This is a genomic window from Marinomonas primoryensis, assembly GCF_013372285.1.
GTDB classification, from domain to species: domain Bacteria; phylum Pseudomonadota; class Gammaproteobacteria; order Pseudomonadales; family Marinomonadaceae; genus Marinomonas; species Marinomonas primoryensis.
Window position 1 is genome coordinate 1474843 of record NZ_CP054301.1, and the last position, 25142, is coordinate 1499984.

Consider the following 25142-nt stretch of genomic DNA (forward strand, 5'->3'; position numbering starts at 1 on the left):
ATGACGATGCAGTGGAAATTAGTGTGTAAGCAAAGCGACCTTGTTGTGGGCGCTGGTGTGGCGGCCATGGTGAATGGTGAACAAATAGCGTTGTTTTATGTACCCGAATCGGAAAAAAAGGTCTTTGCAATTGGAAACTGGGATCCGATAGGAAAAGCCAACGTAATGTCGAGAGGTCTCGTTGCCCACCTTCAAAATGAATGGGTGGTCGCGAGCCCTTTGTACAAACAGCACTTTGTATTGGCATCGGGCCAATGTATTGAAGAAAACATCAAAGTGCCTCACTGGTCTGCTAAATTAGAAGATGACAATTTATACATTGCGCTGAATTAAATATTAATGCCAAAAAATACGTGCACTTAAGTGATTGCTTTGCTCTATATAGGTGCGTTTTTACCTAATGTGTCATTGGTTTTTTTTGATAGCTTGTCCTAACGCCTTTAATAGCGGTGAACGATGAGGTTTGTATGAATTTTTCAAGTTGGCTCACTTATTGCTTTTATAATATTAACTGATGCACCGTAAACCGACGATGGCTTACACATAAAGCAGTCAGATATTACAAAAGGCAACGAGGCCCAATCGCTTTTCTAGGAAAGCGATTGGGCCTTTTTTTGTTTTTTAAAAGCGTGAGGAAGGTCCATGACAGCAACGATCGGAAAAACGACCTGTCCATATTGTGGTGTGGGATGTGGTGTTAATTTAACGATTCCAAACTCGTCAACGGAATCTGTGCCACCAGTCTCCGGTGATTTAGATCATCCGGCCAACTTTGGTCGCCTTTGTGTTAAAGGTAGTAGTCTTGCTCAAACGCTGCAATCGGATGATCGTCTTTTGACGCCCATTGTTAAGGGGGAATCTGTCTCTTGGGAGTCGGCTGTAGGCACGGTTAGCGATAAAATTGCACAAGTTGTGCAAGATCACGGACCGGATGCGTTCGCTTTTTATCTTTCTGGCCAGATCCTAACGGAAGACTATTATGTCGCGAATAAATTAGCGAAAGGTTTTATCGGTACCGCCAATGTGGATACCAACTCTCGTTTGTGTATGGCGTCTGCCGTGGTGGGTTACAAACGAGCGTTTGGCTCTGACACCGTGCCTTGTAACTATGAGGATTTAGAACTGTGTGATTTATTGATCTTGGTTGGATCAAATGCGGCGTGGACGCATCCTATTTTGTATCAACGAATGGCGGCGGCGAAAAAACAGCGCCCTAACATGAAAATTGTGGTGATCGATCCTAGAGAAACGGCAACGTGTGATATTGCCGATTTACATTTGGCCATTAAGCCGGGCAGTGATGCGGCTATTTTTTCTTTTCTTCTGCAGCACTCCGCACAAACGGGCATTCTTGATAATGACTTTATTGCCCAACATACCAACGGCTTTAATGACGCCTTAAAGCAAGCAAATGAATCGACACCCAACCTTGTTTCAGCTGCGAAATTTAGTGGTGTGAGCGAGCAAGCATTAATGAGGTTGGCTCATTGGTGGGAACAAACAGAGAAAACAGTCACGTTTTACTCCCAAGGAGTGAATCAATCTTCGTCTGGTGTGGATAAATGCAACGCAATTATTAACTGCCATTTGGCCACAGGACGAATAGGAAAAGAAGGCACAGGGCCTTTTTCGATAACGGGCCAACCAAATGCCATGGGTGGACGAGAAGTCGGTGGTTTAGCGAATCAGTTGGCCGCACATATGGACTTTGCAACGCCAGGCGCTCAGGATTTGGTTCAGCGTTTTTGGCAGGCCCCTAACTTGGCAACAGAAAACGGTTTGAAGGCGGTTGATCTATTTCAAGCGATGGAAGAAGGTAAGGTCAAAGTTGTTTGGATTATGTCGACAAATCCTATGGTGAGTTTACCGGATACGGCTCAAGTAAGGCGCGCATTGGAAAAATGTGAGTTAGTGATTGTCAGTGACTGTAAAGCACACACGGATACTACCGCGTTGGCGGACGTTTTGTTACCAGCAACGGGCTGGAGCGAGAAAGACGGCACAGTAACGAATTCCGAGCGACGGATTTCTCGTCAACGCGGTTTACTACCTGCTCCTGGTGACGCCAAACATGATTGGTGGACTATTTGTGAAGTGGCAAAAAAATTAGGGTTTCAAGCCGCATTTTCGTACAAGGGTGTGCATGATATTTTTGCTGAGCATGCGGCTTTGTCTGCCTTTGAAAATAACGGTAAACGAGATTTTGATATTGGCCATTTTAGTCAAATAAGCAAGCTTGAATACGATGGTCTGATCCCCGTTCAATGGCCTGTGCCTAAAGGCAAGCCAGAAGGAACGAAGCGGATGTTCGAGGATGGTCGCTTTTTCACCCCAGATGGACGAGCTAAATTTGTCCCCATCGTGCCTAAGTTGCCAATCAATGAACCGACCAGTGAGTGGCCGTTCATGTTGAATACTGGCCGAGTTCGTGATCAGTGGCATACGATGACGAGAACAGGGGATGCCGCCTTGCTAACAAAGCACACAGATCAACCATACGTTGAGATTCATCCGAAAGATGCGAGACAGTTAGGCATTGAAGATAAAACGCTGGTTCGTCTTACTTCGCCTTATGGGGAGGCGCTGTTAAAGGCGAAGGTGAGTCGAGCGATATCGCCGGGAAATGTGTTTGCACCGATTCATTGGACGCAACAGTTCTCGAATGCGGCGGTTGTATCAAATTTAATTCCTCAAGTGGTTGATCCTTTATCGGGCCAGCCAGAATCAAAACACGCTCAAGTGAAACTTGAAGCGGTGACAGAGGTTTTCTATGGTGTGATCGTTTCAGCAACGCCGTTGGAAGCGCTTGATTTCACTTATTGGTGTTATGTGCCATCAAAGCATGGCTATCATTACGAAGTAGTGTGGTCGATTGGGGAAAGTGTGGCTTCTATTCAATCTTCGTTTAAAATATCGGCTCAAGTAACAGGGGAATGGTTAGAATACACCAACCCTAGGACTCAACAAATAAGGTTGGCGTATATTACTGATCAAAAGCTAACCGTTGCAGTGTATTTGCATCCCACACCTAAATCTATTTTTTGTGATTGGCTAGAGTCTAAATTGGCTGTAAATGAAACGCTGTCTGAATTAGATCGAATGGCGATTCTGGTTGGTACGCCTGCTAATGTTGAGGATAAAGGCACGATAGTGTGTTCATGCTTTCAAGTTGGCAGTAAGCAAATAGAAAAAGCCATTGCGGGTGGTGTTTGTTCCCTTGATGCGTTGGGGGCGCAATTAAAGTGCGGTACTAATTGTGGTTCTTGTCTTCCTGAATTAAAGCATTTCATTCCTACTATAACCGAGTTGTCAGCATGACTATCAGAATAAGTAACGACTTCACGCAATACGTCAAAATATTGGGGCGAGGTAAGAAAGGCGCACGTAGTTTAACCGTTGAAGAAGCGGAGCACGCTATGTCTCTTATGCTTTGTGGAAAAGCGGCGCCAGAACAATTAGGTGCTTTTTGGATGCTGATTCGTATTCGAGAAGAGACGGTGGAGGAAACGGTTGGCTTTACTAAAGCAACACGTCAGCACCTTGCAGAAAAAGATGCGTTGAATGTGAAAGTGGATCTTGATTGGCCGTCCTACGCAGGCAAGCGAAATGAGTTGCCATGGTTTTTATTGGCCGCGCTTGCATTGGCGAATAATGGTTTAAACATTGTTATGCACGGTCATGCCTTCACGGGGGAAGAGCGAATTTACGTGGATGAAGCGATTAAAGGCCTAGGGTTGCCCATTTGTCATTCTCGTGTAGAAATAAAGCCCCGACTTCATCAAACTGGGTTTGCTTATATTTCGTTGGAAAATATTGAGCCTGCTTTAGGGGAGTTGATGGATTTAAAGTACATGTTAGGTCTGCGTTCACCGGTTAATACCGTTGTTCGAATGATGAATCCGTTTGCGGCAGATCACAGTGTTCATGGCGTATTTCATCGTGGTTATGATGATCTGCATGTGGCCGCTTATGAGCAACTAAATGATCCGTCTGTCCTTGTTTTTCGAGGTGGAAATGGTGAGGCAGAAGTGAACCCTGAACGAGATGTGACTTTGCTGAAATGGCAAGGAGGGGTTGCTAGCCAAATTAGTTGGCCTAAAGCGGAAAAAGAACATAAGCGTCTTAAGCACAATTTAGACCTTTCGCGTCTGACGGATCATTGGAGTGGTGAGCAAGTTGATCAGTTTGGCGAGCAGGCGGTAAGACAAACCCTAGCGTCTGTTGCTGGGCTTATTTATGGTGTTGCATCTCATGATGAGTGTTTAATTTTGGCGGATGAAATTTGGTTTAAACGCAATAAAGGCTGGTTGTCTCAAACCACATAAAAGGGGTGTTATGGTTTTTTTGTCTTTATCTGGCGCGGTATTGGCGGGTGGAAAGGGGGAGCGTATGGCCAGTCAGGATAAAGGCTTGTTATTGTTTCGTGGAGAAGTGATGGCTTTGTCTGTTGGTTTAGCTTTGCGGCAAGTAACTGATTGTGTCTTTATCAATGCCAATAGAAATTCTGAACGTTATGCCGACCTTGGTTTTGAAGTGATAGCAGATGATCAATTTTACCAAGATAAAGGACCATTATCAGGGTTGGCCGCATGTTTAACCTTTGCTAAAACGTCGCATTTATTGGTTTCTCCTTGTGATACACCTTGTATTAGTGGTGATGCTTTTACCAAGTTGATATTCGCAAGTAATGCGTTTCCAGATCGCATTCATTACTTAAGCGATGCTTTTGGTAGTCACCCTTTGCATGCCATTCTTCCCGTGGAGCCCGCTTTGATAATGTTGAAAGACTTTCTTGATAAGAGTGAACGTCATAGCGTCATGGCTTTTTATGAGGTTTTCGGATGTGAGTCTGTTTTATGGGATAAGTCGGAAGAATTGCTAAATGTGAATACGCCAGACGTTCTGAGTTAATGTCATCAATTTCCGCGTCTACTGGTAATGGTAGTGCTTACAGTAATTTAACGGAATCTATGTCTAGGTAGTATGATTCACCATCTTCTTTGTGTTCAAGTTTGACCAGTAAATAATCCAGTTTTGGCACAAACCAAAAAGATGTTTTTTTACCTTTGTCTAGGTTGTCTGTTCGAATGATTTTAATGGCAGACAGTCGACCTAGTTTGGTTTTAATAGTTTCCATTTGGTCACGTTCAAAGCGCCAGTTTTTGATATAGCCACCATCAGCAATTTGATAATCAAATTCGTTTTTACCCAGTTTTAGATCTTGTCTAACTTGTAATTGAATAGACAGTTTATCCAGTGTCTTTGGGTTGATAGCAAGATTCCATGGCTTATCTTTTACGTCATTTCTAACTAGATTTTTATCCCAATCAAAAGTGAGGGTAGCGGTTCTCTTTTTGCCAAGAACGGTGCTCTTGTATTCGTATTTTTGTGGAATGATTTGGTGATCTTTAACCTGGAATGTTGAAGACTCATTTAATGAAGCGATCATGCTGTCAGCAGAAAAAACAAACCGCCAGAAATTATCTGATTGTTTCGATAAGGTTTGTTTGCCTTCAACTTTTAGGCTAATACCTTTTTTCCAGATGGTACTGTATACCGCTGAATAGGGTTTTAGGAATGTGGTTTGTGGGGCTGCTGCACTTACTTTCGTTGAAGAAAGAGAAAGCATGAGAACGCTCATAAAAATAGCAACTAAATACATTGGGATTTTACGAGCTCTCATACTTTCTCCAACATCATGTTAGTGCTTGGTTATAAAGAACACCGCTTTCAGAAAGTGTATTCTTGTCTAAAAAAGCCTTTCCGTCATGGAATGTTAATCTATCTTCGCTGAACCATTTTACGGCCAGTGGGTAAATAATGTGTTCCATTGCGTGGACTTTATTCGCTAAGGACTCAGTCGTGTCTTCTTCTGCTATTTTCGTACTGGCTTGCAATATAACCGCGCCAGCATCCAGTTCTGGGCTAACGAAGTGTACTGACACGCCATGTTCTTTTTCATTCGCATCAATAGCCCGTTGATGCGTATTTAAGCCTTTATATTTAGGCAGCAATGAGGGGTGAATGTTTAACATTCTACCTTCATAATGTTGCGCAAATGTTTCCGTTAAAATACGCATAAAGCCAGCGAGAACAACCAGCTTGGGTTGGTATTGATCGATGAGCTTTTGTAGCTCAGCATCGAATGCTTCTCGGCTATCAAAGGACTTATGGTTTAACGTGTGAGTAGGTATGCCTGCTGCCTTGGCACGCTCTAGCCCGTAAGCGTCTGCTTTGTTGCTAATGACCGCACAGATATTGATACTGAGTTGCCCTTGCAAGCTTTGATCAATCAAAGCTTGCAAGTTGCTGCCGCTGCCAGAAATTAAGACAACGATAGGGAAGCTCATGCCTGCGTCTCTAGATCAGAAATTAAAACGTCTTTTCCGCCATTGCGAGGGCAAATTTCACCTATAATCCAAGCATTCTCGCCTTCTGCTTTTAGAATAGAGAGTGCTTCGTCTGCTTTGTCTGCATCAATAGAAAGTACCATACCAACACCGCAGTTTAGAACACGGTACATTTCCTCTTGCTCAACATTTCCTTGTTCTTGTAACCAATCGAACACAGCAGGACGCTTCCAGCTGGTGGCATCAATTTTTGCTGCAGCATCTTCAGGTAGAACGCGAGGAATGTTTTCTAGTAAACCACCACCCGTGATATGAGCGAGCGCATTAACTGAAATACTTTCCATTAGTTTAAGAATAGATTTCACGTAAATACGTGTCGGTTCCATTAGGGCATCTTTAAGAGCCACACCATCAATGTCTTGATTTAGGTCTGCCTTGCTTACTTCGAGGATTTTGCGGATCAAAGAGTATCCGTTTGAATGGGGACCAGATGAGCCTAACGCGATTAATTTATCGCCCGCTTTCACATTGCTGCCATCGATGATGTTGTCTTCTTCAACAACACCAACGCAGAAACCCGCTAGATCGTAGTCGCCACCATGATACATGCCTGGCATTTCGGCGGTTTCACCACCAACCAGTGAGCAACCCGCTAGTAGACAGCCTTCGCCTATGCCGGTGACAACGTTAGCAGCAACATCTATATCCAGTTTTCCTGTTGCGTAGTAGTCAAGGAACAACAGAGGCTCTGCACCAGCAACCACTAAGTCATTTACACACATTGCCACTAGATCGATGCCAATCGTGTCGTGTTGATTAAGGTCCATCGCTAAGCGAAGCTTAGTACCAACGCCGTCAGTGCCTGAGACAAGAATGGGATTTTTGTACTTAGTTGGAAGGCGTGTCAAAGCACCAAATCCACCTAGGCCTCCCATTACTTCTGGGCGACGAGTTTTTTTGCTTACACCTTTAATGCGTTCAACAAGTTGATTGCCTGCGTTGATATCTACGCCTGCGTCTTTATAACTAATCGATGGTCTGTCTGACTTGGTCATTGCCTATGCCTTATCATGGTACGAGGAAAAAAAAGGCATTTTAGCATAGTGGCGCATTAGGGCTATGGTTCTTTGCGATTAAGACAGTAGAATAGGCAAATAAACGAAGGAAGGGTTATGAATTCTCGTATATTTTTACTACTTATTAGTGTTTTTTTTATTTCGTCAGCCAATGCTGTCTCTGTTCAGGGGCTTTATCGGGCTGAAATTAATTTGCCAGTGACGCAGTCTGAGACACAAATGCTGGACGAAGCATTTGGTTTGGCGGTTGAAAATGTGTTGATAAAAGTGTCTGGTGACAAAAATGCCATCACTGGCAACTTGTTGGTGCAGGCTAAAAAGAAAGCATCGACTTGGGTTGCGCAACATTCTGTCGCCTCTCTTAATGAATTGCTGCCCTCTGACAACGGGTTTGTCCCGGGAAAAGAAGTCAAAGTGATTTTTTATCAAGAGTCTATAGATGGCTTTTTATCTGAAAATGGCTTGCCTGTTTGGGGTGATAACCGACCATCGGTGCTTATTTGGCTGGTTAGTGAAAGTAACGGCATTAGAACGCTTTCAGGTTCAAGAGAACCCTCAGAAACGTTAAACGAGTTTGCTCAAGCTGCAAATCAGCTTGGAGTACCAATATATGCGCCATTGCTTGATGATGTGGATAAAAAAAGTATTGCGGTTTCTGATGTGTGGGGCTTTTTTGAAGACAACATCGCTAACGCAAGCAAGCGTTATCAGACAGACTCTGCCGCGGCTTTAAAGATAAGCAATTATGCTGGGCACATTGGCGGTAGTTTGTTGGTTTTACTCAAAAATGGAGAAACCGAACGCTTTTCATTAAGTGGTGAAACGCCGAGTGACATTGTTGGTCAGGCGAGTATCGCGCTGGCGAAAACATTTTCCTCTCGCTATGCGTCGGTGCGTAATCGCCTTTCTGCCAGTAAAATGAATGTTCGAGTGGCTGGGGTGATTAGTTATAGCATTATGAATAAGGTTCAGTCTTATTTAGAAAGTATTAGTGTTGTACGAGATGTTACTTTGGTTCAAGTTGATGGCGAAAAAGTGGAGTTCTCTGTGGAAATCGATGGAGATAAGCAGAAGCTTTTTAATTCAATATCATTAAGCCGTTTGCTTATTAATGCGCCATTAAATGCGTTAGATCCAGATGCAAACCGGGTTGTGTCTTATCAATACAGTGGGGTCAAATAAATGACGGATACGTTACAAGAGAAGATTGTTGAGCGCGACTTTTTTGCTCGTCCAGTAGAAGAACAAAATGATTTTTTACACCAAACTTGGTGTAATCACTGTATGGAAGTGGACTTGGGAATGAAGAATCCTAAGGAATTTGAGACGAAAGATCGAGTGTGGATAGAAGGTGATTGTTTGAAATGTGGCCATTCAACCATCACTGAAATAGTGGAAGACGACGAAGAAGAGTAGTTCGTTTGTAGATGAAAAAAAGCCGCACTATGAAGTGCGGCTTTTTTATATCTAATCAGTCAAAGACTACTTATCGGTAGGGTAATCTCGTTCAGGTTGACCAATATAAAGCTGGCGAGGACGGCCGATTTTATAAGGTCCACTGATCATTTCGTTCCAATGGGAAATCCAGCCAATGGTACGAGACATGGCAAAAATCACCGTGAACATACTGGTTGGAATGCCAATGGCTTTCATGATAATGCCAGAATAAAAATCTACGTTAGGGTAAAGCTTGCGCTCTACAAAGTATGGATCTTCAAGTGCTATCTGCTCAAGGCGTTTAGCAATTTTTAGTAAAGGGTCATTAGATTGTCCTAATTCAGCCAATACTTGGTCACAGGTTTCGCGCATTACTTTGGCACGAGGGTCAAAGTTTTTGTAAACGCGGTGGCCGAACCCCATTAATCTAAATGGATCGTTTTTGTCTTTTGCTTTTGCGATGAATGTATCGATATTATCAACATCACCGATTTCTTCTAGCATGCTAAGTACCGCTTCGTTTGCGCCGCCATGAGCGGGACCCCAAAGCGTTGCGATACCAGCCGCAATACAAGCGAATGGGTTTGCACCAGAAGAGCCAGCCAAACGTACAGTCGATGTAGAAGCGTTTTGTTCGTGATCCGCATGAAGAATGAAAATTTTATCCATTGCTTTAGCAAACACAGGGTTGACTGTGTAATCTTCACAAGGTGTTGCAAACATCATGTACAAAAAGTTTTCTGCATAAGATAGGTCGTTACGTGGGTACATAACAGGTTGATCTTTAGAGTATTTGTAACAAATTGATGCCAATGTCGGCATTTTAGAAATTAAGCGGAAGGCCGCAATTTCACGATGCTTCGGATTGTTAATATCCATGTGATCTTGGTAAAAAGCCGATAAAGCGCCAACTAGGCCACACATGATCGCCATTGGGTGAGCATCGTTTCGGAAACCCTCGATGAACTTGTGCATCGATTGGTTCACCATGGTGTGCTTACCAACGGTTTTTTCAAACTCTATTTTTTGCTCTTTATCAGGCAGTTCCCCATAAAGTAGCAAATAACATGTCTCTAGATAGTCTGAATGTTCTGCAAGCTGGGCAATTGGATAACCTCGATGCAGAAGGATGCCTGCATCACCGTCTATATAGGTAATAGAGGATTCACAAGAGCCGGTAGACATAAATCCTGGGTCGTAGGTGAATACACCGTTAGCGCCTAGACCACGGACGTCTATAACGTCTGTGCCTAAAGTGCCTGAAAGAACAGGAAGTTCGATAGTTTTATCGATCCCATCCACTGTGAGTAGTGCTTTTTTATCAGCCATTTATGGTCTCCTTCGTATTCTGGTTCGGGGCTAAGAAGTCGTAGTTTGACCCTACCTAACCCAGAAGGTGCGGAAAAAATACTGTTTCTAGGCTATAAAAGTCAATCTTGTTCACTTACACACTATTTACATTACGGTATGTTATTTTGTAATTATCTGACAAAGTGGCGTATTAGGGTAAAGTCAAGGGAATGATTTATTTTAGTTAAGATATTGATATAAAAGAGTTTTATCTGTTTATTTGCGGCTGAAATTTATGTAATTTTATACCATTATTGTTTCGGCTTATGGCTACATTCATTTGCTGAATGGTGACCATTGAAAACCTCTTGTCTAGTCTATTTGTCTTAGTATTTTTCGCTGGTCTATAATTGCGCCTCAGACGATTTCATTGATTTGTTGATGCTAGTGGATAAAAGAGAGTCGCTTTTAAACATTTGTTTGCAAATCGATGGGATTTTCCAAGCAGGCCTATGACGTGGTTATATTACTCTGATCCAGCAACGAGTGTGGTTACGTATAGACATTGGGTCGTGATTGACCATTCAATCAATAAAGTGGTGTAAAAAGTCGTGAACAAAAAAAGACCAGTCAACCTTGATATTTCAACGATATCGATGCCCGTCACGGCAATCGTGTCTATTCTTCATCGTATAACAGGAATCATCCTCTTTGTGGGATTGGCTTTCTTGTTTTATGCATTCGATCTTTCTTTGGAGTCTCAAGAGGGGTTTGATCAGGTAGTTAATGCGCTACAAACTAGCTTCCTCGCGAAGTTTATCATCTGGGGTGTTGTTTCTGCGCTGATGTACCATTTTGTAGCAGGTGTGAAACACTTGTTTATGGATTTGGGGCACTTTGAAGAGCTGGAAAGTGGGCGTAGTGCTGCTGTCGCAAATCTTGTGATTGCTGCTGTTCTAATCGTGTTAGCAGGAGTGTGGATATGGTAACTCAAATTACAAGTTTTGGTCGTTCGGGCCTTTACGATTGGATGATGCAGCGAGTCTCTGCTGTTGTATTGTCTTTGTACACAGTCTTCATTATTGGTTACTTGTTGCTTAATCCTGATCTTACATACGATCAGTGGAGTGGTTTATTTGAAGCAACATGGATGCGGATTTTTAGTTTGATGGTGCTTTTATCCATTGGTATTCATTCTTGGATTGGCTTGTGGTCAATTTCTACTGACTATATAAAAGCAACTGGTCTTCGTTTCTTCTTTCAATCTCTATGCGGCTTAACAATGTTTGTTTACGTCGTATGGGGTGTTCAGGTTCTTTGGGGGCTATAAATAATGGCAAATATTCGTACTATATCTTTTGATGCCATTGTTATCGGTGGTGGTGGCGCAGGTATGCGCGCCGCACTACAGTTAACAGAATCGGGTTTGAATACCGCATGTGTTACTAAGGTGTTCCCGACTCGTTCACACACTGTATCTGCTCAAGGTGGCATTACTTGTGCGATTGCAAGTGATGATCCAAATGATGATTGGCGTTGGCATATGTATGACTCTGTGAAGGGGTCGGATTATATTGGTGATCAAGACGCTATTGAATATATGTGTTCTGTTGGACCTCAAGCGGTTTTTGAACTAGAGCATATGGGGTTGCCATTTTCGCGTACAGAGCAAGGACGTATTTATCAGCGTCCATTCGGTGGTCAGTCTAAAGATTTTGGTAAAGGTGGTCAGGCTGCTCGTACTTGTGCTGCAGCAGACAGAACAGGTCATGCGCTTTTACATACACTTTACCAAGGTAACCTCAAAGGTGGCACAACATTCCTTAATGAATGGTATGCGACGGATTTAGTAAAAAATAACGAAGACGATGTTGTTGGTGTTATTGCCATCTGTATCGAAACTGGCGAAACGGTTTACCTTAAGGCGAAAGCAACGGTTATCGCAACGGGTGGCGCAGGTCGTATTTTCCAATCGACAACCAATGCTCATATCAATACCGGTGACGGTGTCGGCATGGCGTTACGTGCTGGCTACCCAATGCAGGATATGGAAATGTGGCAGTTTCACCCAACGGGTATATACGGTGCCGGTACGCTTGTTACAGAAGGTTGTCGTGGTGAAGGTGGTTACCTGATCAATAAAGACGGCGAACGTTTCATGGAGCGCTATGCGCCAAACGCAAAAGATCTTGCTGGGCGTGACGTTGTTGCTCGTTCTATGGTTCTTGAAATCCTAGAAGGTCGTGGTTGTGGTCCTAAAGGCGATCACGTATTGCTTAAATTAGATCACTTGGGTGAAGAAACGTTGAATCAACGTCTTCCAGGTATCCTTGAGTTGTCTCGTACTTTTGCTCACGTTGATCCAGTGAAAGAACCGATTCCTGTTATTCCTACTTGTCATTATATGATGGGTGGTATTCCAACCAATATTGGTGGGCAGGCACTTAAGCAAAACGAAGCCGGTGAAGATATTATTATCGGTGGTCTTTATGCATGTGGTGAAGCCGCTTGTGTATCTGTTCATGGTGCAAATCGCCTCGGCGGTAACTCATTGCTTGATTTGGTTGTATTCGGTCGAGCTGTTGGTCTTCAGGTTAAAAAATCTTTGGATGAAGGTTTTGAATTGCTAGATGCTGACAGTGCAAATGTTGAAAAGGCGATGGTGCGTTTGAATCGTCTAAACAATACGACTGGTGGTGAAAGTGTTGCTCAAGTTCGTGATGATTTACAAAGTGTTATGCAGCTTTACTTTGGTGTATTCCGCGATGGCGAAGCAATGCAAAAAGGTCTGGCTCAGTTAAAAGAAATTCGTGCACGTGTTGAAAACTTGCACCTTGAAGATAAAAGTCAGGCGTTTAATACAGCACGTATTGAAGCGCTTGAGCTTGAAAACCTCTTGGAAGTTGCTGAGGCGACCGCTATCCCTGCTGAATTCCGTAAGGAAAGCCGTGGCGCTCATGCTCGTAACGATTTTACTGAACGTGACGATGAAAACTGGTTGAAACATTCTCTGTTCCATCCTGCGGACAAGTCGGTCACTAAGCGTGATGTGAACTTTAAGCCGAAGACAATGGAAGCTTTTCCACCTATGATTCGTTCATACTAAGGAGTAATTCAGTATGTTAGTTAGTATTTATCGCTACAACCCTGAAAAGGACGACGCTCCTTACATGCAGGATTATAATATTGAGTTGCCAGAAGGTAAGGATTTGATGGTGCTTGATGTCTTGAACTTGTTGAAAGCTCAAGATCCTAGTATTTCGTACCGCCGCTCATGCCGTGAAGGTGTGTGTGGTTCTGATGGTATGAATATGTCTGGCAAGAACGGCTTAGCTTGTATTATGCCCGTATCTGAAGCACTCAAAAAAGGTAAGTTGATACTGCGTCCGCTTCCTGGTTTGCCGGTGGTTCGTGATCTTGTTGTTGATATGGGGCAGTTTTATAAACAATATGAAAAGATCCGCCCGTTCTTGATCAACGATACGCCTGCACCAGCAATTGAACGCTTGCAAAGCCCTGAAGAGCGTGAAAAGCTTGATGGGCTTTATGAATGTATTTTATGTGCTTGTTGTTCAACGGCGTGCCCATCTTTCTGGTGGAACCCAGATAAGTTTGTTGGCCCAGCTGGATTGTTACAAGCATACCGTTTCTTAGCGGATAGTCGTGATACGGCAACGCAAGAACGTCTTAGCGACTTAGATGATCCATTTAGTGTCTTTCGTTGCCACGGTATCATGAACTGTGTGAGCGTTTGTCCTAAAGGGCTAAATCCAACTAAGGCAATTGGTAATATACGTACTATGCTTTTGCAGAGAGCGACTTAATAATGCTCCTAGTGGTCCTTAATATTACTTTATTGTGACCACCAAAAGTCGGCGGCTTGAATATTGATTCAATGCCGCCATTTTTGCATATTCTCATGTAGAGAATGCAACAAAAAGAATTTAAAATTCGATCTTTACGAGCACGGACGCGCTAAGAAAAGCCACTGACTTTGTGATAATGGATTCAGAATGTTTTATTTATTTAAATAGATCGTTCTTAGTGGCTGAGTATTGAACGTAAAAGGGCGAAAGTAGCTGGAAATAAACAAAAAATCGAGGCTTTAATAGCCTTACGGGCCTGATAAAATGATCGACCAAAATCATAGGTTGATACCGGGACCCCGGTAGCTGGCTCGAACATAAGGGTGATCGAGAATGCACGAAAGTTTAATGGAGTTGCTGTGGAGCACCTCTCATTTTTCAGGTGGAAACTTGGAATATGTTGAAGGGTTGTTTGAAAGCTATCTCGTCGATCCGAACTCTGTGTCGGAAGAATGGCGTAAATGTTTTGATCAATTGCCTCGTGTAAGCGAAGCGCAATCAACGGATCTTCCTCATTCCGTGATTCAGGAGCAATTTCTACAGATTGGTAAGAACAAATTCCGCTCTATGCCTGTTTCTTCAGGCCAAGTAGCAAGTTCTGACCATGAGCAGAAACAAATTAATGTTTTGCAGTTGATTAATGCTTATCGCGTTCGTGGGCATCAACATGCAACACTTGATCCGCTTGGATTACAAAAACGTGAGAAAGTTGCGGATTTAGATATTGGTTATCATCAATTGACAGGCGCAGATTTAGACACAAAGTTTAATGTTGGCTCTTTGTTTTTTAATAAAGAATCGCTAAAGCTAAGTGAAATTATATCTGAGCTTGAAAAAACTTATTGCGAAAGCATAGGTTATGAATTTATGCACATTGTTGATACGCAAGAAAAAGCGTGGCTTCAACAGCGTGTCGAATCTGTTCGTTCTCATCCAGAATATTCTCAAGAAACCCGTGAAAGCCTACTTGAGCGTTTAACTGCAGCGGAAGGGCTAGAGAAGTATCTTGCTAGTCGTTATCCAGGAGCAAAACGTTTTGGCCTTGAAGGTGCTGAGAGTTTGATTCCAATGGTGAATGAGCTGATCCAGCGTTCTGGTGCACTGGGTGCAAAAGAAGTTGTTATTGGTATGGCTCACCGTGGTCGTCTAAATGTATTAATAAATACGTTAGGCAAAAACCCGAAAGATTTATTTGATGAGTTTGAAGGTAAGAAACTTGTTAATACGTCTGGAGATGTTAAATACCACCAAGGTTTTTCTTCAAATGTGATAACAGCGGGGGGTGAGGTTCATATAGCGCTATCATTTAACCCATCGCATTTGGAGATCGTTTCGCCAGTTGTTGAAGGTTCAGTTCGTGCTCGTCAAGATCGTCGTAAAGACACGTCGGGTAAAACGGTTGTTCCTATCTCAATCCACGGTGATGCGGCATTTGCAGGTCAAGGTGTGGTTATGGAGACATTCCAGATGTCTCAAACTCGCGCCTATCGTACTGGCGGAACAGTGCATATTGTCATTAACAATCAGGTTGGTTTTACGACTAACCGCCAAGAAGATTCACGCTCTACTGAATACGCAACCGATGTTGCTAAAATCATTCAAGCGCCTATCTTTCATGTTAATGGTGATGATCCAGAAGCTGTCTTGTTTGTTACTCAATTAGCATTAGACTACCGTTACGAGTTTGGTCGTGATGTTGTGATTGATATGGTTTGTTACCGTCGTCGTGGTCACAATGAAACAGATGAGCCTTCTGGTACACAGCCGTTAATGTACAGTGTGATTAGCAAGCTAAAAACAACACGTACTCTCTATTCAGAGCGTTTAGTGGGTGAGTCTGTTGTCACGCAAGAAAAATCTGATCAAATGGTTATCGAAAATCGAGATGATTTAGACAATGCTCGACATGTTGCGAAAAGTCTTGTTCTTGAATCTCAGACTGGCTCATTTGTTGATTGGAAGCCATACATTGGTGTTGAATGGACCGATGCTGGAGACACAACATTTCCATTGTCTCAACTACAGAGTATCGCTAAGAAATTAACAAGTGTGCCTGATGGTATTGTTATTCAGCGCCAAGTTCAGAAAATTTATCAAGATCGGGATAAAATGACAGCCGGTGCGCTGCCTCTTAACTGGGGTTACGCGGAAATATTGGCTTTTGCAACCTTGCTTGAGCAGGGCTATCCGATCCGTATTACTGGTCAGGATTCTGGTCGTGGTACGTTCTCACATCGACATGCTGTGATTCACAGTCAAAAAGATGGCAGTACTTATATCCCTTTGAAACATTTGTCTGAGGACCAGCCTACGTTGGATCTGTATGACTCTTACCTTTCAGAAGAAGCGGTATTGGCATTCGAATATGGCTATGCAAGCACGTCGCCTAAAGGTTTGGTTATTTGGGAAGCGCAGTTTGGTGACTTTGCCAACGGTGCGCAGGTTGTAATTGATCAATTTATCACCAGTGGTGAGCATAAATGGGGTCGCCTGTGTGGTTTGACCATGTTGTTGCCACACGGTTATGAAGGTCAAGGCCCTGAGCATTCATCAGCACGACTAGAGCGCTTCTTGCAGCTTTGTGCTGAATATAATATTCAGGTTTGTGTACCGACTACCCCGTCACAAATTTTCCATATCATTCGTCGTCAAGCGATTCGACCAATGCGTCGTCCGCTTATTATCATGTCTCCTAAGAGTTTGTTGCGTCATAAGCAAGCGATTTCGACATTAGAAGACTTGGCGGAAGGTAGCTTCAAAACGGTCCTACCAGAATCGTCTGAAACTGTTACGGCGGATAGCGTTAAGCGCATTGTCCTTTGTAGCGGTAAAGTGTATTTCGACTTAATTAATCGTCGTGAAGAGCTACAAAAAGATGATGTTGCTGTGATTCGTTTGGAGCAATTGTACCCGTTCCCATACACAGACCTTGAGTCTGAGTTAGAGCAGTACAAAAATGTTGAGAGCTTGGTTTGGTGTCAAGAAGAACCGAAAAACCAAGGTGCTTGGCATGCCAATCGTCACCGCATGAATCGAGTATTGGAAAAACTGTATCCAGAATTGAAAATCCGCTTTGCAGGTCGAATTTCGTCTGCTGCCCCAGCGGCTGGTTACATGTCTATCCATGTTGAAGAACAAGAAGCACTGGTCAACGACGCACTAGTTGGTTAGTACCATAGCCTGTCAAAGAGATAAGGGTATAAAATGAGCATTGAAATTAAAGCACCTATTTTTCCAGAATCTGTAGCCGACGGTACCGTTGCTACTTGGTACAAACAGCCAGGCGAAGCCTGTGCGCGAGATGAGCACATTGTAGACATCGAGACAGATAAGGTTGTCTTAGAAGTTGTTGCACCAGCTGATGGTGTGCTTAAAGAAGTATTGAAAGCAGAAGGCGATATCGTTCTTAGTAACGAAGTAATGGCCATTTTTGAATCTGGGGCAGCGGCATCTGCAGCACCAGCTGAAAAATCAGCTCCAACACCAGCGGCTGCTGCCCCTGTTAAGTCTGCTGCTCCTGCAGCTTCTGCGAAAGAAACGGTTCAAATTAAAGCACCAACTTTCCCTGAATCTGTCGCTGACGGCACCGTTGCCGCATGGCATAAACAGCCAGGAGAAGCGTGTTCACGAGATGAGCACATTGTTGATATTGAAACAGACAAAGTCGTTTTAGAAGTTGTTGCTCCTGCAGATGGTGTGATTGGCTATATTCTTAAAGCCGAAGGCGAAACTATTTTGAGCGATGAAGTACTGGCTAACTTCTTAGTCGGTGCAACTGGCGCAGCGGCACCAGTTGCCGAGGCGGCACCTGTTGCAGCTGACAATGATGAAGATGGTATTGCTGGTCCTGCTGCTCGCAAAGCATTGGCTGAAGCGGGTCTAACGTCTGCTCAAGTTAAGGGTACCGGTAAAGGTGGTCGTATCACAAAAGAAGATGTTGACGCTGCCGTGAAAGCAAAAGCATCGACTCCAGCAGCGCCAGCGGCTAAATCTGCAACTCCAGCTGCTGCAGCAACTGTGCCTGCATTAGGTGCCGATGGTCGTATTGAAAAACGTGTTCCAATGACTCGCTTGCGTGCAACTATTGCAAAACGCCTTGTTGAAGCTCAGCAAACAGCAGCCTTATTGACGACTTATAACGAAGTTAATATGGGTCCAATCATGGAACTTCGTAAGAAATACAAAGAAGAGTTCATCAAGGCTCATAACGGCACTAAGCTTGGCTTTATGTCTTTCTTTGTTAAAGCCGCTACGGAAGCGCTTAAACGTTTCCCTGCAGTGAATGCTTCTATCGATGGAAATGATATGGTTTACCATGGCTACCAAGACATCGGTGTTGCTGTATCAACAAGTCGTGGCTTGATGGTTCCAGTATTGCGTAATACAGAAGCAATGGGCTTGGCTGACATTGAATCTAATATCATGGATTTCGCAATCCGTGGTCGTGATGGCAAGTTGGGCATGGATGATATGCAAGGTGGTACTTTTACCATTACTAATGGTGGTACGTTTGGTTCTTTGATGTCTACGCCAATTATTAACCCACCTCAAACGGCTATCTTGGGCATGCATAAAATCCAAGATCGTCCAATGGCTGTAAATGGTCAGGTTGTTATCCAGCCAATGATGTACTTAGCCTTGTCTTACGATCACCGTATGATCGATGGTAAAGAAGCGGTACAGTTCTTGGTAACAATTAAAGACTTGCTAGAAGATCCTGCGCGTTTGTTGCTTGAGATCTAAGCGTTTAAAAACTAAGTACTTGAATTTAAGTATTCGTACTAACGTTAGAGTATGAATTGATTCTGCAGCAGCGCCCACAAAGCGCTGCTCGGTAAGACTGAAATAAATGGAACCTCTTATGTCTAATAAATTTGATGTTGTTGTAATTGGTGGCGGCCCTGGAGGCTATGTTGCTGCAATTCGAGCTGCTCAGCTGGGTCTGAAAGCGGCATGTATTGAAAAATGGTTGGACAAAGAAAACAAGCCTCGCCTAGGCGGCACTTGTTTGAACGTTGGTTGTATTCCTTCTAAAGCATTGTTGGATTCTTCGCAAAAATATCATGATACGAAAGAATCTTACGGCGTACACGGAATCAGCGTGAGCGATGTTGCTATCGACGTCGATGCAATGGTTGATCGTAAAGACAAAATTGTTAACCAATTGACCAGCGGTATTACCGGCCTTTTCAAAGCAAACGGCGTAACTAGCTTTGAAGGTTTTGGTAAGGTTCTAGCAAACAAGAAAGTAGAGCTAACAGCTCACGATGGAACCGTTACAGTAATTGATGCTGAAAATGTTATTTTGGCAACCGGTTCGATCCCTGTAAACATCCCACCAGCTCCACGCACAGGTGACATCATCGTTGATAACGAAGGTGCATTGGATTTCCGTGCTATACCTAAACGTTTAGGCGTAATTGGCGCAGGTGTTATCGGTTTAGAGTTGGGTTCTGTATGGGCTCGTCTTGGTTCTGAAGTGGTTGTATTGGAAGCGCAGGATTCTTTCCTAAGTGTCTGTGATCAAGACCTAGCGAAAGAAGCGGCTAAGATTTTTAAAAAGCAAAATCTTGATATTCGTTTGGGCGCTCGTGTTACTGGAAGCCAAATCAACGGTGAAGAAGTCGAAGTGACTTACCTTGATGCGAAAGGCGAAGAGCAAAAACAAACATTCGACAAATTGATTGTTGCGGTTGGTCGTAAGCCCTTCACTGAAGGTTGTTTCTCTGATGACTCAGGTGTCAAATTAGACGAACGTGGTTTTGTTTTCGTTGACGAGCAGTGCCGTACTTCTGTACCAGGTGTTTTCGCGATCGGTGATATCGTACGTGGACCAATGCTTGCGCACAAAGCGTCTGAAGAAGGTGTTATGGTAGCGGATATTATTGCTGGCCATAAAGCGCAATTGAACTACGACTGTATTCCTTCTGTTATTTATACTCACCCAGAGCTTGCTTGGGTTGGTAAAAATGAACAAGAACTTAAAGCAGAAGGCGTTAAATACAAAGTGGGTAAATTCCCATTTGCAGCATCTGGTCGTGCTATGGCAGCAAATGACACAGATGGTTTTGTTAAAATGATTGCTTGTGAAGAAACAGATCGCATTTTAGGTTGCCATATTATTGGTGGTCATGCGGCTGATTTGATCGCACAAGCGGTTATTGCTATGGAGTTCGGCTCTACAGCGGAAGACATCGCTTTGACTGTATTTGCTCACCCAACAGTAAGTGAAGCAGTACATGAAGCGGCGTTAGCGGTAAATGGTCATGCTATCCATATGGCTAACCGTAAAAAACGTTAATAAAAATTGGATTTGCCGGTCTACAAGCCGGTAATGTCTGTCTTAGCGGGCAGAGCTTATGTCAATCATTCAGATGAGCGGAAGAATCAAATGAACTTACATGAATATCAGGCTAAACAGCTTTTTGCTGAATACGGTCTGCCAGTATCTACAGGGTACGCAGTAGACACGCCGGAAGCGGCAGTTGAAGCAGCGAAGAAAATTGGTGGTGACAAATGGGTGGTTAAAGCTCAGGTTCACGCTGGCGGTCGCGGTAAAGCAGGTGGTGTGAAGCTTGTTGATTCTTATGAAGAAATTGCAGCATTCACAAAACACTGGTTAGGTAAAAATCTCGTTACTTACCAAACTGACGAACATGGTCAGCCAGTAGCTAAGATTCTTGTTGAATCTTGCACTGACATTGCCAATGAATTGTACCTTGGTGCAGTCGTAGACCGTTCTACTCGTCGTGTTGTTTTCATGGCGTCTACTGAAGGCGGTGTTGAGATTGAGAAAGTAGCTGAGGAAACCCCTGAGCTTATCCACAAAGCGATCATTGATCCTTTGGTTGGCGCTCAACCTTACCAAGCTCGTGAATTGGCATTTAAATTGGGTCTTAACCCAACGCAAATCAAACAGTTCACTAAGATCTTTCTTGGTCTGTCACAAATGTTCCACGACTACGATTTTGCATTGCTAGAAATCAACCCTCTTGTTATTACTAACGAAGGTGATCTTCATTGCCTAGATGGCAAAATCGGCATCGACAGCAACGCAATTTACCGTCAGAAGAAAATGCAAGAGTTCCACGATCCATCTCAAGAAGATGAGCGTGAAGCACATGCAGCACAGTGGGAACTTAACTACGTTGCACTAGACGGAAACGTTGGCTGCATGGTTAACGGTGCCGGCCTAGCAATGGGTACAATGGACATCGTAAACCTACACGGCGGCAAACCTGCTAACTTCCTAGACGTAGGCGGCGGCGCGACAAAAGAACGTGTTGCTGAAGCATTCAAAATCATCCTTTCTGACAGCAATGTTAAAGCCGTATTGGTTAACATTTTTGGTGGCATCGTTCGTTGTGACATGATCGCTGAAGGTATTATCGGTGCAGTTGAACAAGTCGGTGTTACCGTACCTGTTGTTGTGCGTTTAGAAGGTACGAACGCTGATCTTGGTCGTGAAGTACTAGCGAAATCTGATCTTGATATCATCGCGGCTACAAGTCTTAAAGATGCAGCTATTCAAGTTGTTAAAGCTGCGGAGGGCAAATAATGTCTATCTTAATTAATAAAGATACTAAAGTTATCTGTCAGGGTTTCACTGGCGGACAGGGTACTTTCCATTCCGAGCAAGCGATTGCATACGGAACAAAAATGGTCGGTGGTGTTACACCTGGTAAAGGTGGTCAAACTCACCTAGGCCTACCTGTTTTCAATACAGTAAAAGAAGCGGTTGAAGCAACGGGCGCTGAAGCGACTGTTATTTACGTACCAGCGCCTTTCTGTAAAGATTCTATTCTTGAAGCAGCAAATTCTGGAATCAAACTCATCGTTTGTATTACTGAAGGCATTCCTACTTTGGATATGCTTGACTGTAAAGTAGCGTGTGATTCTTTAGGTGTTCGTTTGATCGGCCCTAACTGCCCAGGTGTTATCACTCCTGGCGAATGTAAAATCGGCATCATGCCTGGTCATATCCATATGCCAGGTAAAGTCGGTATTGTATCTCGTTCTGGTACGTTGACTTATGAAGCGGTTAAGCAAACGACTGACGCAGGCTTCGGTCAATCTACTTGTGTTGGTATCGGTGGTGATCCAATTCCAGGCACTAACTTCATCGACGTATTGGAAATGTTCCAAAACGATCCACAGACTGAAGCGATTGTTATGATCGGTGAAATCGGTGGTACTGCTGAAGAAGAAGCGGCGGCTTACATCAAAGCAAACGTGACTAAGCCTGTTGTTTCTTACATCGCTGGTGTTACTGCACCTGCTGGTAAGCGTATGGGTCATGCTGGCGCGATCATCTCTGGCGGTAAAGGTACAGCAGATGAGAAATTTGCAGCACTAGAAGATGCGGGCGTGAAAACGGTTCGTTCTTTGGCTGATATCGGTGCTGGTCTTAAAGAAATCACTGGCTGGTAAGCGAGTCATTTTTTAAGCATTACTGATTAGTATAATCCCTGCTTCGGCAGGGATTTTTTTTACAATAAAGGATATTCACTGTGACGTGTTTTTCATGAATGTGTGTCCATTTTGTCTTGATGGAAATGCTTGTGCGGTTGCATCGGATCAAGCGTGCTGGTGTTTCAATGAAAGTATTCCAACTGGCTTGTTGGACTTGCTAGAGGGTGACGATCTAAATAAAAAGTGTGTTTGTCAGAATTGTATTGCGGAATATAAAAAATCCCCCGCGAAATTTGAAGTGAAACTGCGTCATAACAGGAATGTAAGCGATTAAATTTCATCACATATTTCTTTTAAAAATTTCAGAACGATTTCAATTCGCTGCGTTTGATTTTTCCTGCTTGGATAAAGTGCCGTTAACTTCGCGGCGCCTATATCTGGTTTAATGTGTTTGGCTACTTCAATTAACTCCCCCGATAGTATTTGCTTCAAACAGTATTGCTCAGGAAGTAACGATATCCCATTGCCACAGAGCAATGCCTCGCGAACGGTCAATGGATCGTTGCAATGTGAAATGTTTGTTTGAAGATCAAGGTGAACTTTTTCTGAATCCTGTTGAACAGGAAAGCGGTTGGTTCCATAGCGTGTTTCACACATCATAATGTGCTGTTGTAAGGATTCAAGGGTGGTTGGGGCGGCATTTTTTGTTAGGTATTGAGGCGTGGTTACCCACATCAGCTTGCCGGCATAAAGCGGCATAGCGATTAACTCAGAGTTCTCTAGATTGCCAACAATGACGGCAATGTCTATTTCATACTGGAATATGTCCAGAGAATGCCCACTTGTCATGATTTCCAGTTGGATTTTTGGATGTCTAGATTGGAACGTGCTGAGTTTTGGGGCGAGTAACTCTCGGCAGAAGGCCATTGGGATCGCTATTTTCACTCTGCCCGTCGGCTCTGCTTGCAGCCCTGCAATCGCCGTGTCTGTTTCATTGACCAGTTGGAGGATTTGGCAAGCGTGCTGGTAAAGCGTTTGTCCCTCTGCAGTCACCCAAATATTCCTCGAGTTTCTTTCCAGTAAGCGAAGTGACAGCGTTTCTTCTAGGCGACTGATGGATTTGCTTATGGTTGATTTCGACACCCCCAATTGTTTTGCTGCCTGAGACATACTTTTGGTTTCAACCACCTGAACAAAAGCAGGGATGTCGCTGAGGTGACGCTGTAAACTAGAATATATTGTTTTCATAAGGAAACGATTGGTTCTATTTAGTTTGATTGTTGTTTTTTTAGTTTATGAGTATTCTGTCGCCATATCTAGTGTTTATAAAAAATTATAAGGATAAGAAAAATGGCGAAAATTATTGGCGGCATTGGTGCTTCACATTCACCGACAATTGCATTTGCGAAAGACACAAATAAAGGCACGGACGCTGCTTGGAAACCAATTTTCGACGATTTTTCTGTGTTGCAAAATTGGGTTCATGATCAGAAAGTGAATGTCTTATTTTTAATCTTTAACGATCACATCACGTCTTTCTTCTTTGATCATTATTCACCGTTCACATTGGGGGTGGACGATGCTTATGAAACCGCAGACGAAGGTGGCGGTGCAAGAGATTATCCTGCGGCTCAAGGTCATACAGAGCTTTCGCGACATATTGCCCAATCTATGATGAACGCAGAATTTGATTTAGCGACGTTTCAAAAAAAGCCTCTTGATCATGGATTCTTTTCTCCGTTTTCGATGATTGCACCAGAAATTAATGGTGACATGTGGAAAGGAAAAGTAGTTCCTCTTCAAGTGGGTGTTTTGCAGTTTCCCGCGCCAACCGCAAAGCGGTGTTATCAGTTCGGTAAAGCATTGCGTAACGCCATTCAAAGCTTTCCTGATGAAGCTATGCGTGTGGCGATTGTTGCAACTGGCGGTTTGTCTCACCAAGTTCATGGCGAGCGCTGTGGTTTTAACGATGAGTCTTGGGACAATGAATTTCTTGATACGTTGGAAGCCGATCCAGAAGCATTAACAAAGTTAACGCATGCAGACTACGCGACAAAAGGCGGGTTTGAAGGGGCTGAAGTGATCATGTGGCTGATTATGCGGGGGGCATTGTCAAGCAAGGTAAATCGAGTGCATCGCAGCACTTATTTACCCTCGATGACCAATATTGCGACTGTGATCTATGAAGATACAGAATCTGTTGATGCGGTTGTCGTTGATCCCGAACTAACACATCAATTGGACGGTCTTGAGAAGCTCGAAGGAACTTACCCTTTTACGCTCGAAAAAAGCCACAAAACGTACCGTTTTAATCTGTTCTTACGTAACCTGTCTAACCCATCTTACCGTGAGCGTTTTTTGTCTTCTAAAGAAGCCTTGATGACTGAGTGCCAGTTGACGGAAGAAGAGAAAGATATGATTCGTGAGCTTCGTTGGATTGAGATGATTCAATACGGTGCGATCTTCTTTGGGTTAGAAAAGTTGTCCGCAGTTATGGGCAGATCCAATCCAGAGATCTATGCGAGCATGCGAGGGGAGACAATGGAACAGTTTCAAGCGAGCCGTAAAGTGTCTATGACGTATTCGGTAGGCAAAAAATAACACTGACTTAAGCCATAGCTATTTTATTTACTAATAAGAAACCAGAGAGTCTTAGTACCCCTCTGGTTTTTTTCTATCTATAGCGTGCATAATGTTGAAAAAATATAAGA

At 43.4% G+C, this 25142-nt stretch carries 22 protein-coding genes; 17 read left to right on the forward strand and 5 right to left on the reverse strand.

The window, feature by feature from the left end:
• The 4 genes from nirD to MP3633_RS06745 all read left to right on the forward strand — a co-directional run bounded on the left by nirD (window position 1) and on the right by MP3633_RS06745 (window position 4911).
• Complete coding sequence (gene nirD / locus MP3633_RS06730) at window positions 1-333, forward strand: nitrite reductase small subunit NirD (protein WP_176334970.1); 333 nt, start codon at window positions 1-3, stop codon at window positions 331-333.
• Window positions 334-642: 309 nt separating this feature from the next.
• On the forward strand, window positions 643-3318 hold the full coding sequence (locus MP3633_RS06735) for a nitrate reductase (protein ID WP_176334971.1): 2676 nt from the start codon (window positions 643-645) through the stop codon (window positions 3316-3318).
• Entirely contained in the window at window positions 3315-4325 is a 1011-nt protein-coding gene (locus tag MP3633_RS06740; protein ID WP_176334972.1) for a glycosyl transferase family protein, read from the forward strand. The genes MP3633_RS06735 and MP3633_RS06740 overlap by 4 nt, the downstream gene beginning before the upstream one ends.
• A 10-nt stretch (window positions 4326-4335) precedes the next feature.
• Window positions 4336-4911 (forward strand): NTP transferase domain-containing protein, encoded by a 576-nt coding sequence (locus tag MP3633_RS06745; RefSeq protein WP_176334973.1) that lies wholly within the window; start codon window positions 4336-4338, stop codon window positions 4909-4911.
• Window positions 4912-4948: 37 nt separating this feature from the next.
• Here MP3633_RS06745 and MP3633_RS06750 read toward each other — a convergent pair whose 3' ends face one another.
• From MP3633_RS06750 to purM, 3 genes are read right to left on the reverse strand one after another with little or no spacing between them, the layout of a single operon-like run.
• Window positions 4949-5683, reverse strand: a complete 735-nt coding sequence (locus MP3633_RS06750; protein WP_176334974.1) for a DUF3108 domain-containing protein — start codon at window positions 5681-5683, stop codon at window positions 4949-4951.
• 13 nt (window positions 5684-5696) lie between these two features.
• Window positions 5697-6350 carry a phosphoribosylglycinamide formyltransferase gene (gene purN, locus MP3633_RS06755; protein ID WP_176334975.1) on the reverse strand — a complete coding sequence of 218 codons (654 nt, stop codon included), beginning with the start codon at window positions 6348-6350 and terminating at the stop codon, window positions 5697-5699.
• Complete coding sequence (purM, locus tag MP3633_RS06760) at window positions 6347-7405, reverse strand: phosphoribosylformylglycinamidine cyclo-ligase (protein ID WP_176334976.1); 1059 nt, start codon at window positions 7403-7405, stop codon at window positions 6347-6349. Before purM ends, purN begins: the two co-directional genes overlap by 4 nt.
• Before the next feature lie 117 nt (window positions 7406-7522).
• Between purM and MP3633_RS06765 the strand changes: the two genes are divergently transcribed.
• Together MP3633_RS06765 and MP3633_RS06770 are read left to right on the forward strand one after the other, a co-directional pair.
• A complete protein-coding gene (locus MP3633_RS06765; protein ID WP_176334977.1) occupies window positions 7523-8608 on the forward strand; it encodes a DUF2066 domain-containing protein in 1086 nt (361 codons plus the stop codon).
• The gene (locus MP3633_RS06770) at window positions 8609-8842 is read left to right on the forward strand and encodes a hypothetical protein (protein ID WP_112139662.1); all 234 of its coding nucleotides are present in this window, start codon (window positions 8609-8611) and stop codon (window positions 8840-8842) included. It begins immediately after the preceding gene.
• A 66-nt stretch (window positions 8843-8908) separates the two neighbouring features.
• On the opposite strand, the gene gltA is transcribed toward MP3633_RS06770, so the two are convergent.
• Window positions 8909-10192 carry a citrate synthase gene (gene gltA / locus MP3633_RS06775; RefSeq protein WP_176334978.1) on the reverse strand — a complete coding sequence of 428 codons (1284 nt, stop codon included), beginning with the start codon at window positions 10190-10192 and terminating at the stop codon, window positions 8909-8911.
• Between the two features lie 572 nt (window positions 10193-10764).
• On the opposite strand from gltA, the gene sdhC reads away from it, so the two are divergent.
• The 10 genes from sdhC (at window position 10765) to MP3633_RS19105 (ending at window position 22765) form a co-directional block, all read left to right on the forward strand.
• The gene (gene sdhC / locus MP3633_RS06780; protein WP_112139658.1) at window positions 10765-11142 is read left to right on the forward strand and encodes a succinate dehydrogenase, cytochrome b556 subunit; all 378 of its coding nucleotides are present in this window, start codon (window positions 10765-10767) and stop codon (window positions 11140-11142) included.
• Window positions 11136-11483, forward strand: a complete 348-nt coding sequence (sdhD, locus tag MP3633_RS06785; RefSeq protein ID WP_112139656.1) for a succinate dehydrogenase, hydrophobic membrane anchor protein — start codon at window positions 11136-11138, stop codon at window positions 11481-11483. The genes sdhC and sdhD overlap by 7 nt, the downstream gene beginning before the upstream one ends.
• Before the next feature lie 3 nt (window positions 11484-11486).
• Window positions 11487-13259 carry a succinate dehydrogenase flavoprotein subunit gene (gene sdhA / locus MP3633_RS06790; protein ID WP_112139655.1) on the forward strand — a complete coding sequence of 591 codons (1773 nt, stop codon included), beginning with the start codon at window positions 11487-11489 and terminating at the stop codon, window positions 13257-13259.
• Between the two features lie 13 nt (window positions 13260-13272).
• The gene (locus tag MP3633_RS06795) at window positions 13273-13977 is read left to right on the forward strand and encodes a succinate dehydrogenase iron-sulfur subunit (RefSeq protein WP_112139653.1); all 705 of its coding nucleotides are present in this window, start codon (window positions 13273-13275) and stop codon (window positions 13975-13977) included.
• Between the two features lie 375 nt (window positions 13978-14352).
• Entirely contained in the window at window positions 14353-17190 is a 2838-nt protein-coding gene (locus MP3633_RS06800) for a 2-oxoglutarate dehydrogenase E1 component (RefSeq protein ID WP_112139651.1), read from the forward strand.
• Window positions 17191-17223: 33 nt separating this feature from the next.
• Complete coding sequence (odhB, locus tag MP3633_RS06805) at window positions 17224-18762, forward strand: 2-oxoglutarate dehydrogenase complex dihydrolipoyllysine-residue succinyltransferase (RefSeq protein WP_176334979.1); 1539 nt, start codon at window positions 17224-17226, stop codon at window positions 18760-18762.
• A gap of 118 nt (window positions 18763-18880) precedes the next feature.
• Entirely contained in the window at window positions 18881-20320 is a 1440-nt protein-coding gene (gene lpdA / locus MP3633_RS06810; RefSeq protein ID WP_112139648.1) for a dihydrolipoyl dehydrogenase, read from the forward strand.
• Window positions 20321-20410: 90 nt separating this feature from the next.
• The gene (sucC, locus tag MP3633_RS06815; protein ID WP_112139646.1) at window positions 20411-21577 is read left to right on the forward strand and encodes an ADP-forming succinate--CoA ligase subunit beta; all 1167 of its coding nucleotides are present in this window, start codon (window positions 20411-20413) and stop codon (window positions 21575-21577) included.
• The gene (gene sucD, locus MP3633_RS06820; RefSeq protein WP_112139644.1) at window positions 21577-22449 is read left to right on the forward strand and encodes a succinate--CoA ligase subunit alpha; all 873 of its coding nucleotides are present in this window, start codon (window positions 21577-21579) and stop codon (window positions 22447-22449) included. Before sucC ends, sucD begins: the two co-directional genes overlap by 1 nt.
• 94 nt (window positions 22450-22543) lie before the next feature.
• The gene (locus MP3633_RS19105) at window positions 22544-22765 is read left to right on the forward strand and encodes a cysteine-rich CWC family protein (protein ID WP_217909061.1); all 222 of its coding nucleotides are present in this window, start codon (window positions 22544-22546) and stop codon (window positions 22763-22765) included.
• Here MP3633_RS19105 and MP3633_RS06830 read toward each other — a convergent pair.
• Entirely contained in the window at window positions 22762-23679 is a 918-nt protein-coding gene (locus MP3633_RS06830; protein ID WP_176334981.1) for a LysR family transcriptional regulator, read from the reverse strand. The genes MP3633_RS19105 and MP3633_RS06830 overlap by 4 nt on opposite strands.
• A gap of 102 nt (window positions 23680-23781) precedes the next feature.
• On the opposite strand from MP3633_RS06830, the gene MP3633_RS06835 reads away from it, so the two are divergent.
• The gene (locus MP3633_RS06835; RefSeq protein WP_176334982.1) at window positions 23782-25032 is read left to right on the forward strand and encodes a gallate dioxygenase; all 1251 of its coding nucleotides are present in this window, start codon (window positions 23782-23784) and stop codon (window positions 25030-25032) included.
• The last annotated feature ends 110 nt before the right edge of the window (window positions 25033-25142 follow it).

Coding starts and splice junctions, on each gene's coding strand:
- purN (WP_176334975.1), bottom strand. CDS start 6,350: ATGAGCTTCCCTATCGTTGTCTTAATTTCTGGCAGCGGCAGCAACTTG.
- MP3633_RS06745 (WP_176334973.1), top strand. CDS start 4,336: ATGGTTTTTTTGTCTTTATCTGGCGCGGTATTGGCGGGTGGAAAGGGG.
- MP3633_RS06795 (WP_112139653.1), top strand. CDS start 13,273: ATGTTAGTTAGTATTTATCGCTACAACCCTGAAAAGGACGACGCTCCT.
- MP3633_RS06835 (WP_176334982.1), top strand. CDS start 23,782: ATGGCGAAAATTATTGGCGGCATTGGTGCTTCACATTCACCGACAATT.
- MP3633_RS06740 (WP_176334972.1), top strand. CDS start 3,315: ATGACTATCAGAATAAGTAACGACTTCACGCAATACGTCAAAATATTG.
- nirD (WP_176334970.1), top strand. CDS start 1: ATGACGATGCAGTGGAAATTAGTGTGTAAGCAAAGCGACCTTGTTGTG.
- MP3633_RS06735 (WP_176334971.1), top strand. CDS start 643: ATGACAGCAACGATCGGAAAAACGACCTGTCCATATTGTGGTGTGGGA.
- gltA (WP_176334978.1), bottom strand. CDS start 10,192: ATGGCTGATAAAAAAGCACTACTCACAGTGGATGGGATCGATAAAACT.
- sucD (WP_112139644.1), top strand. CDS start 21,577: ATGTCTATCTTAATTAATAAAGATACTAAAGTTATCTGTCAGGGTTTC.
- sdhD (WP_112139656.1), top strand. CDS start 11,136: ATGGTAACTCAAATTACAAGTTTTGGTCGTTCGGGCCTTTACGATTGG.
- MP3633_RS06830 (WP_176334981.1), bottom strand. CDS start 23,679: ATGAAAACAATATATTCTAGTTTACAGCGTCACCTCAGCGACATCCCT.
- sdhA (WP_112139655.1), top strand. CDS start 11,487: ATGGCAAATATTCGTACTATATCTTTTGATGCCATTGTTATCGGTGGT.
- lpdA (WP_112139648.1), top strand. CDS start 18,881: ATGTCTAATAAATTTGATGTTGTTGTAATTGGTGGCGGCCCTGGAGGC.
- MP3633_RS06800 (WP_112139651.1), top strand. CDS start 14,353: ATGCACGAAAGTTTAATGGAGTTGCTGTGGAGCACCTCTCATTTTTCA.
- odhB (WP_176334979.1), top strand. CDS start 17,224: ATGAGCATTGAAATTAAAGCACCTATTTTTCCAGAATCTGTAGCCGAC.
- sucC (WP_112139646.1), top strand. CDS start 20,411: ATGAACTTACATGAATATCAGGCTAAACAGCTTTTTGCTGAATACGGT.
- MP3633_RS06770 (WP_112139662.1), top strand. CDS start 8,609: ATGACGGATACGTTACAAGAGAAGATTGTTGAGCGCGACTTTTTTGCT.
- purM (WP_176334976.1), bottom strand. CDS start 7,405: ATGACCAAGTCAGACAGACCATCGATTAGTTATAAAGACGCAGGCGTA.
- MP3633_RS19105 (WP_217909061.1), top strand. CDS start 22,544: ATGAATGTGTGTCCATTTTGTCTTGATGGAAATGCTTGTGCGGTTGCA.
- MP3633_RS06750 (WP_176334974.1), bottom strand. CDS start 5,683: ATGAGAGCTCGTAAAATCCCAATGTATTTAGTTGCTATTTTTATGAGC.
- MP3633_RS06765 (WP_176334977.1), top strand. CDS start 7,523: ATGAATTCTCGTATATTTTTACTACTTATTAGTGTTTTTTTTATTTCG.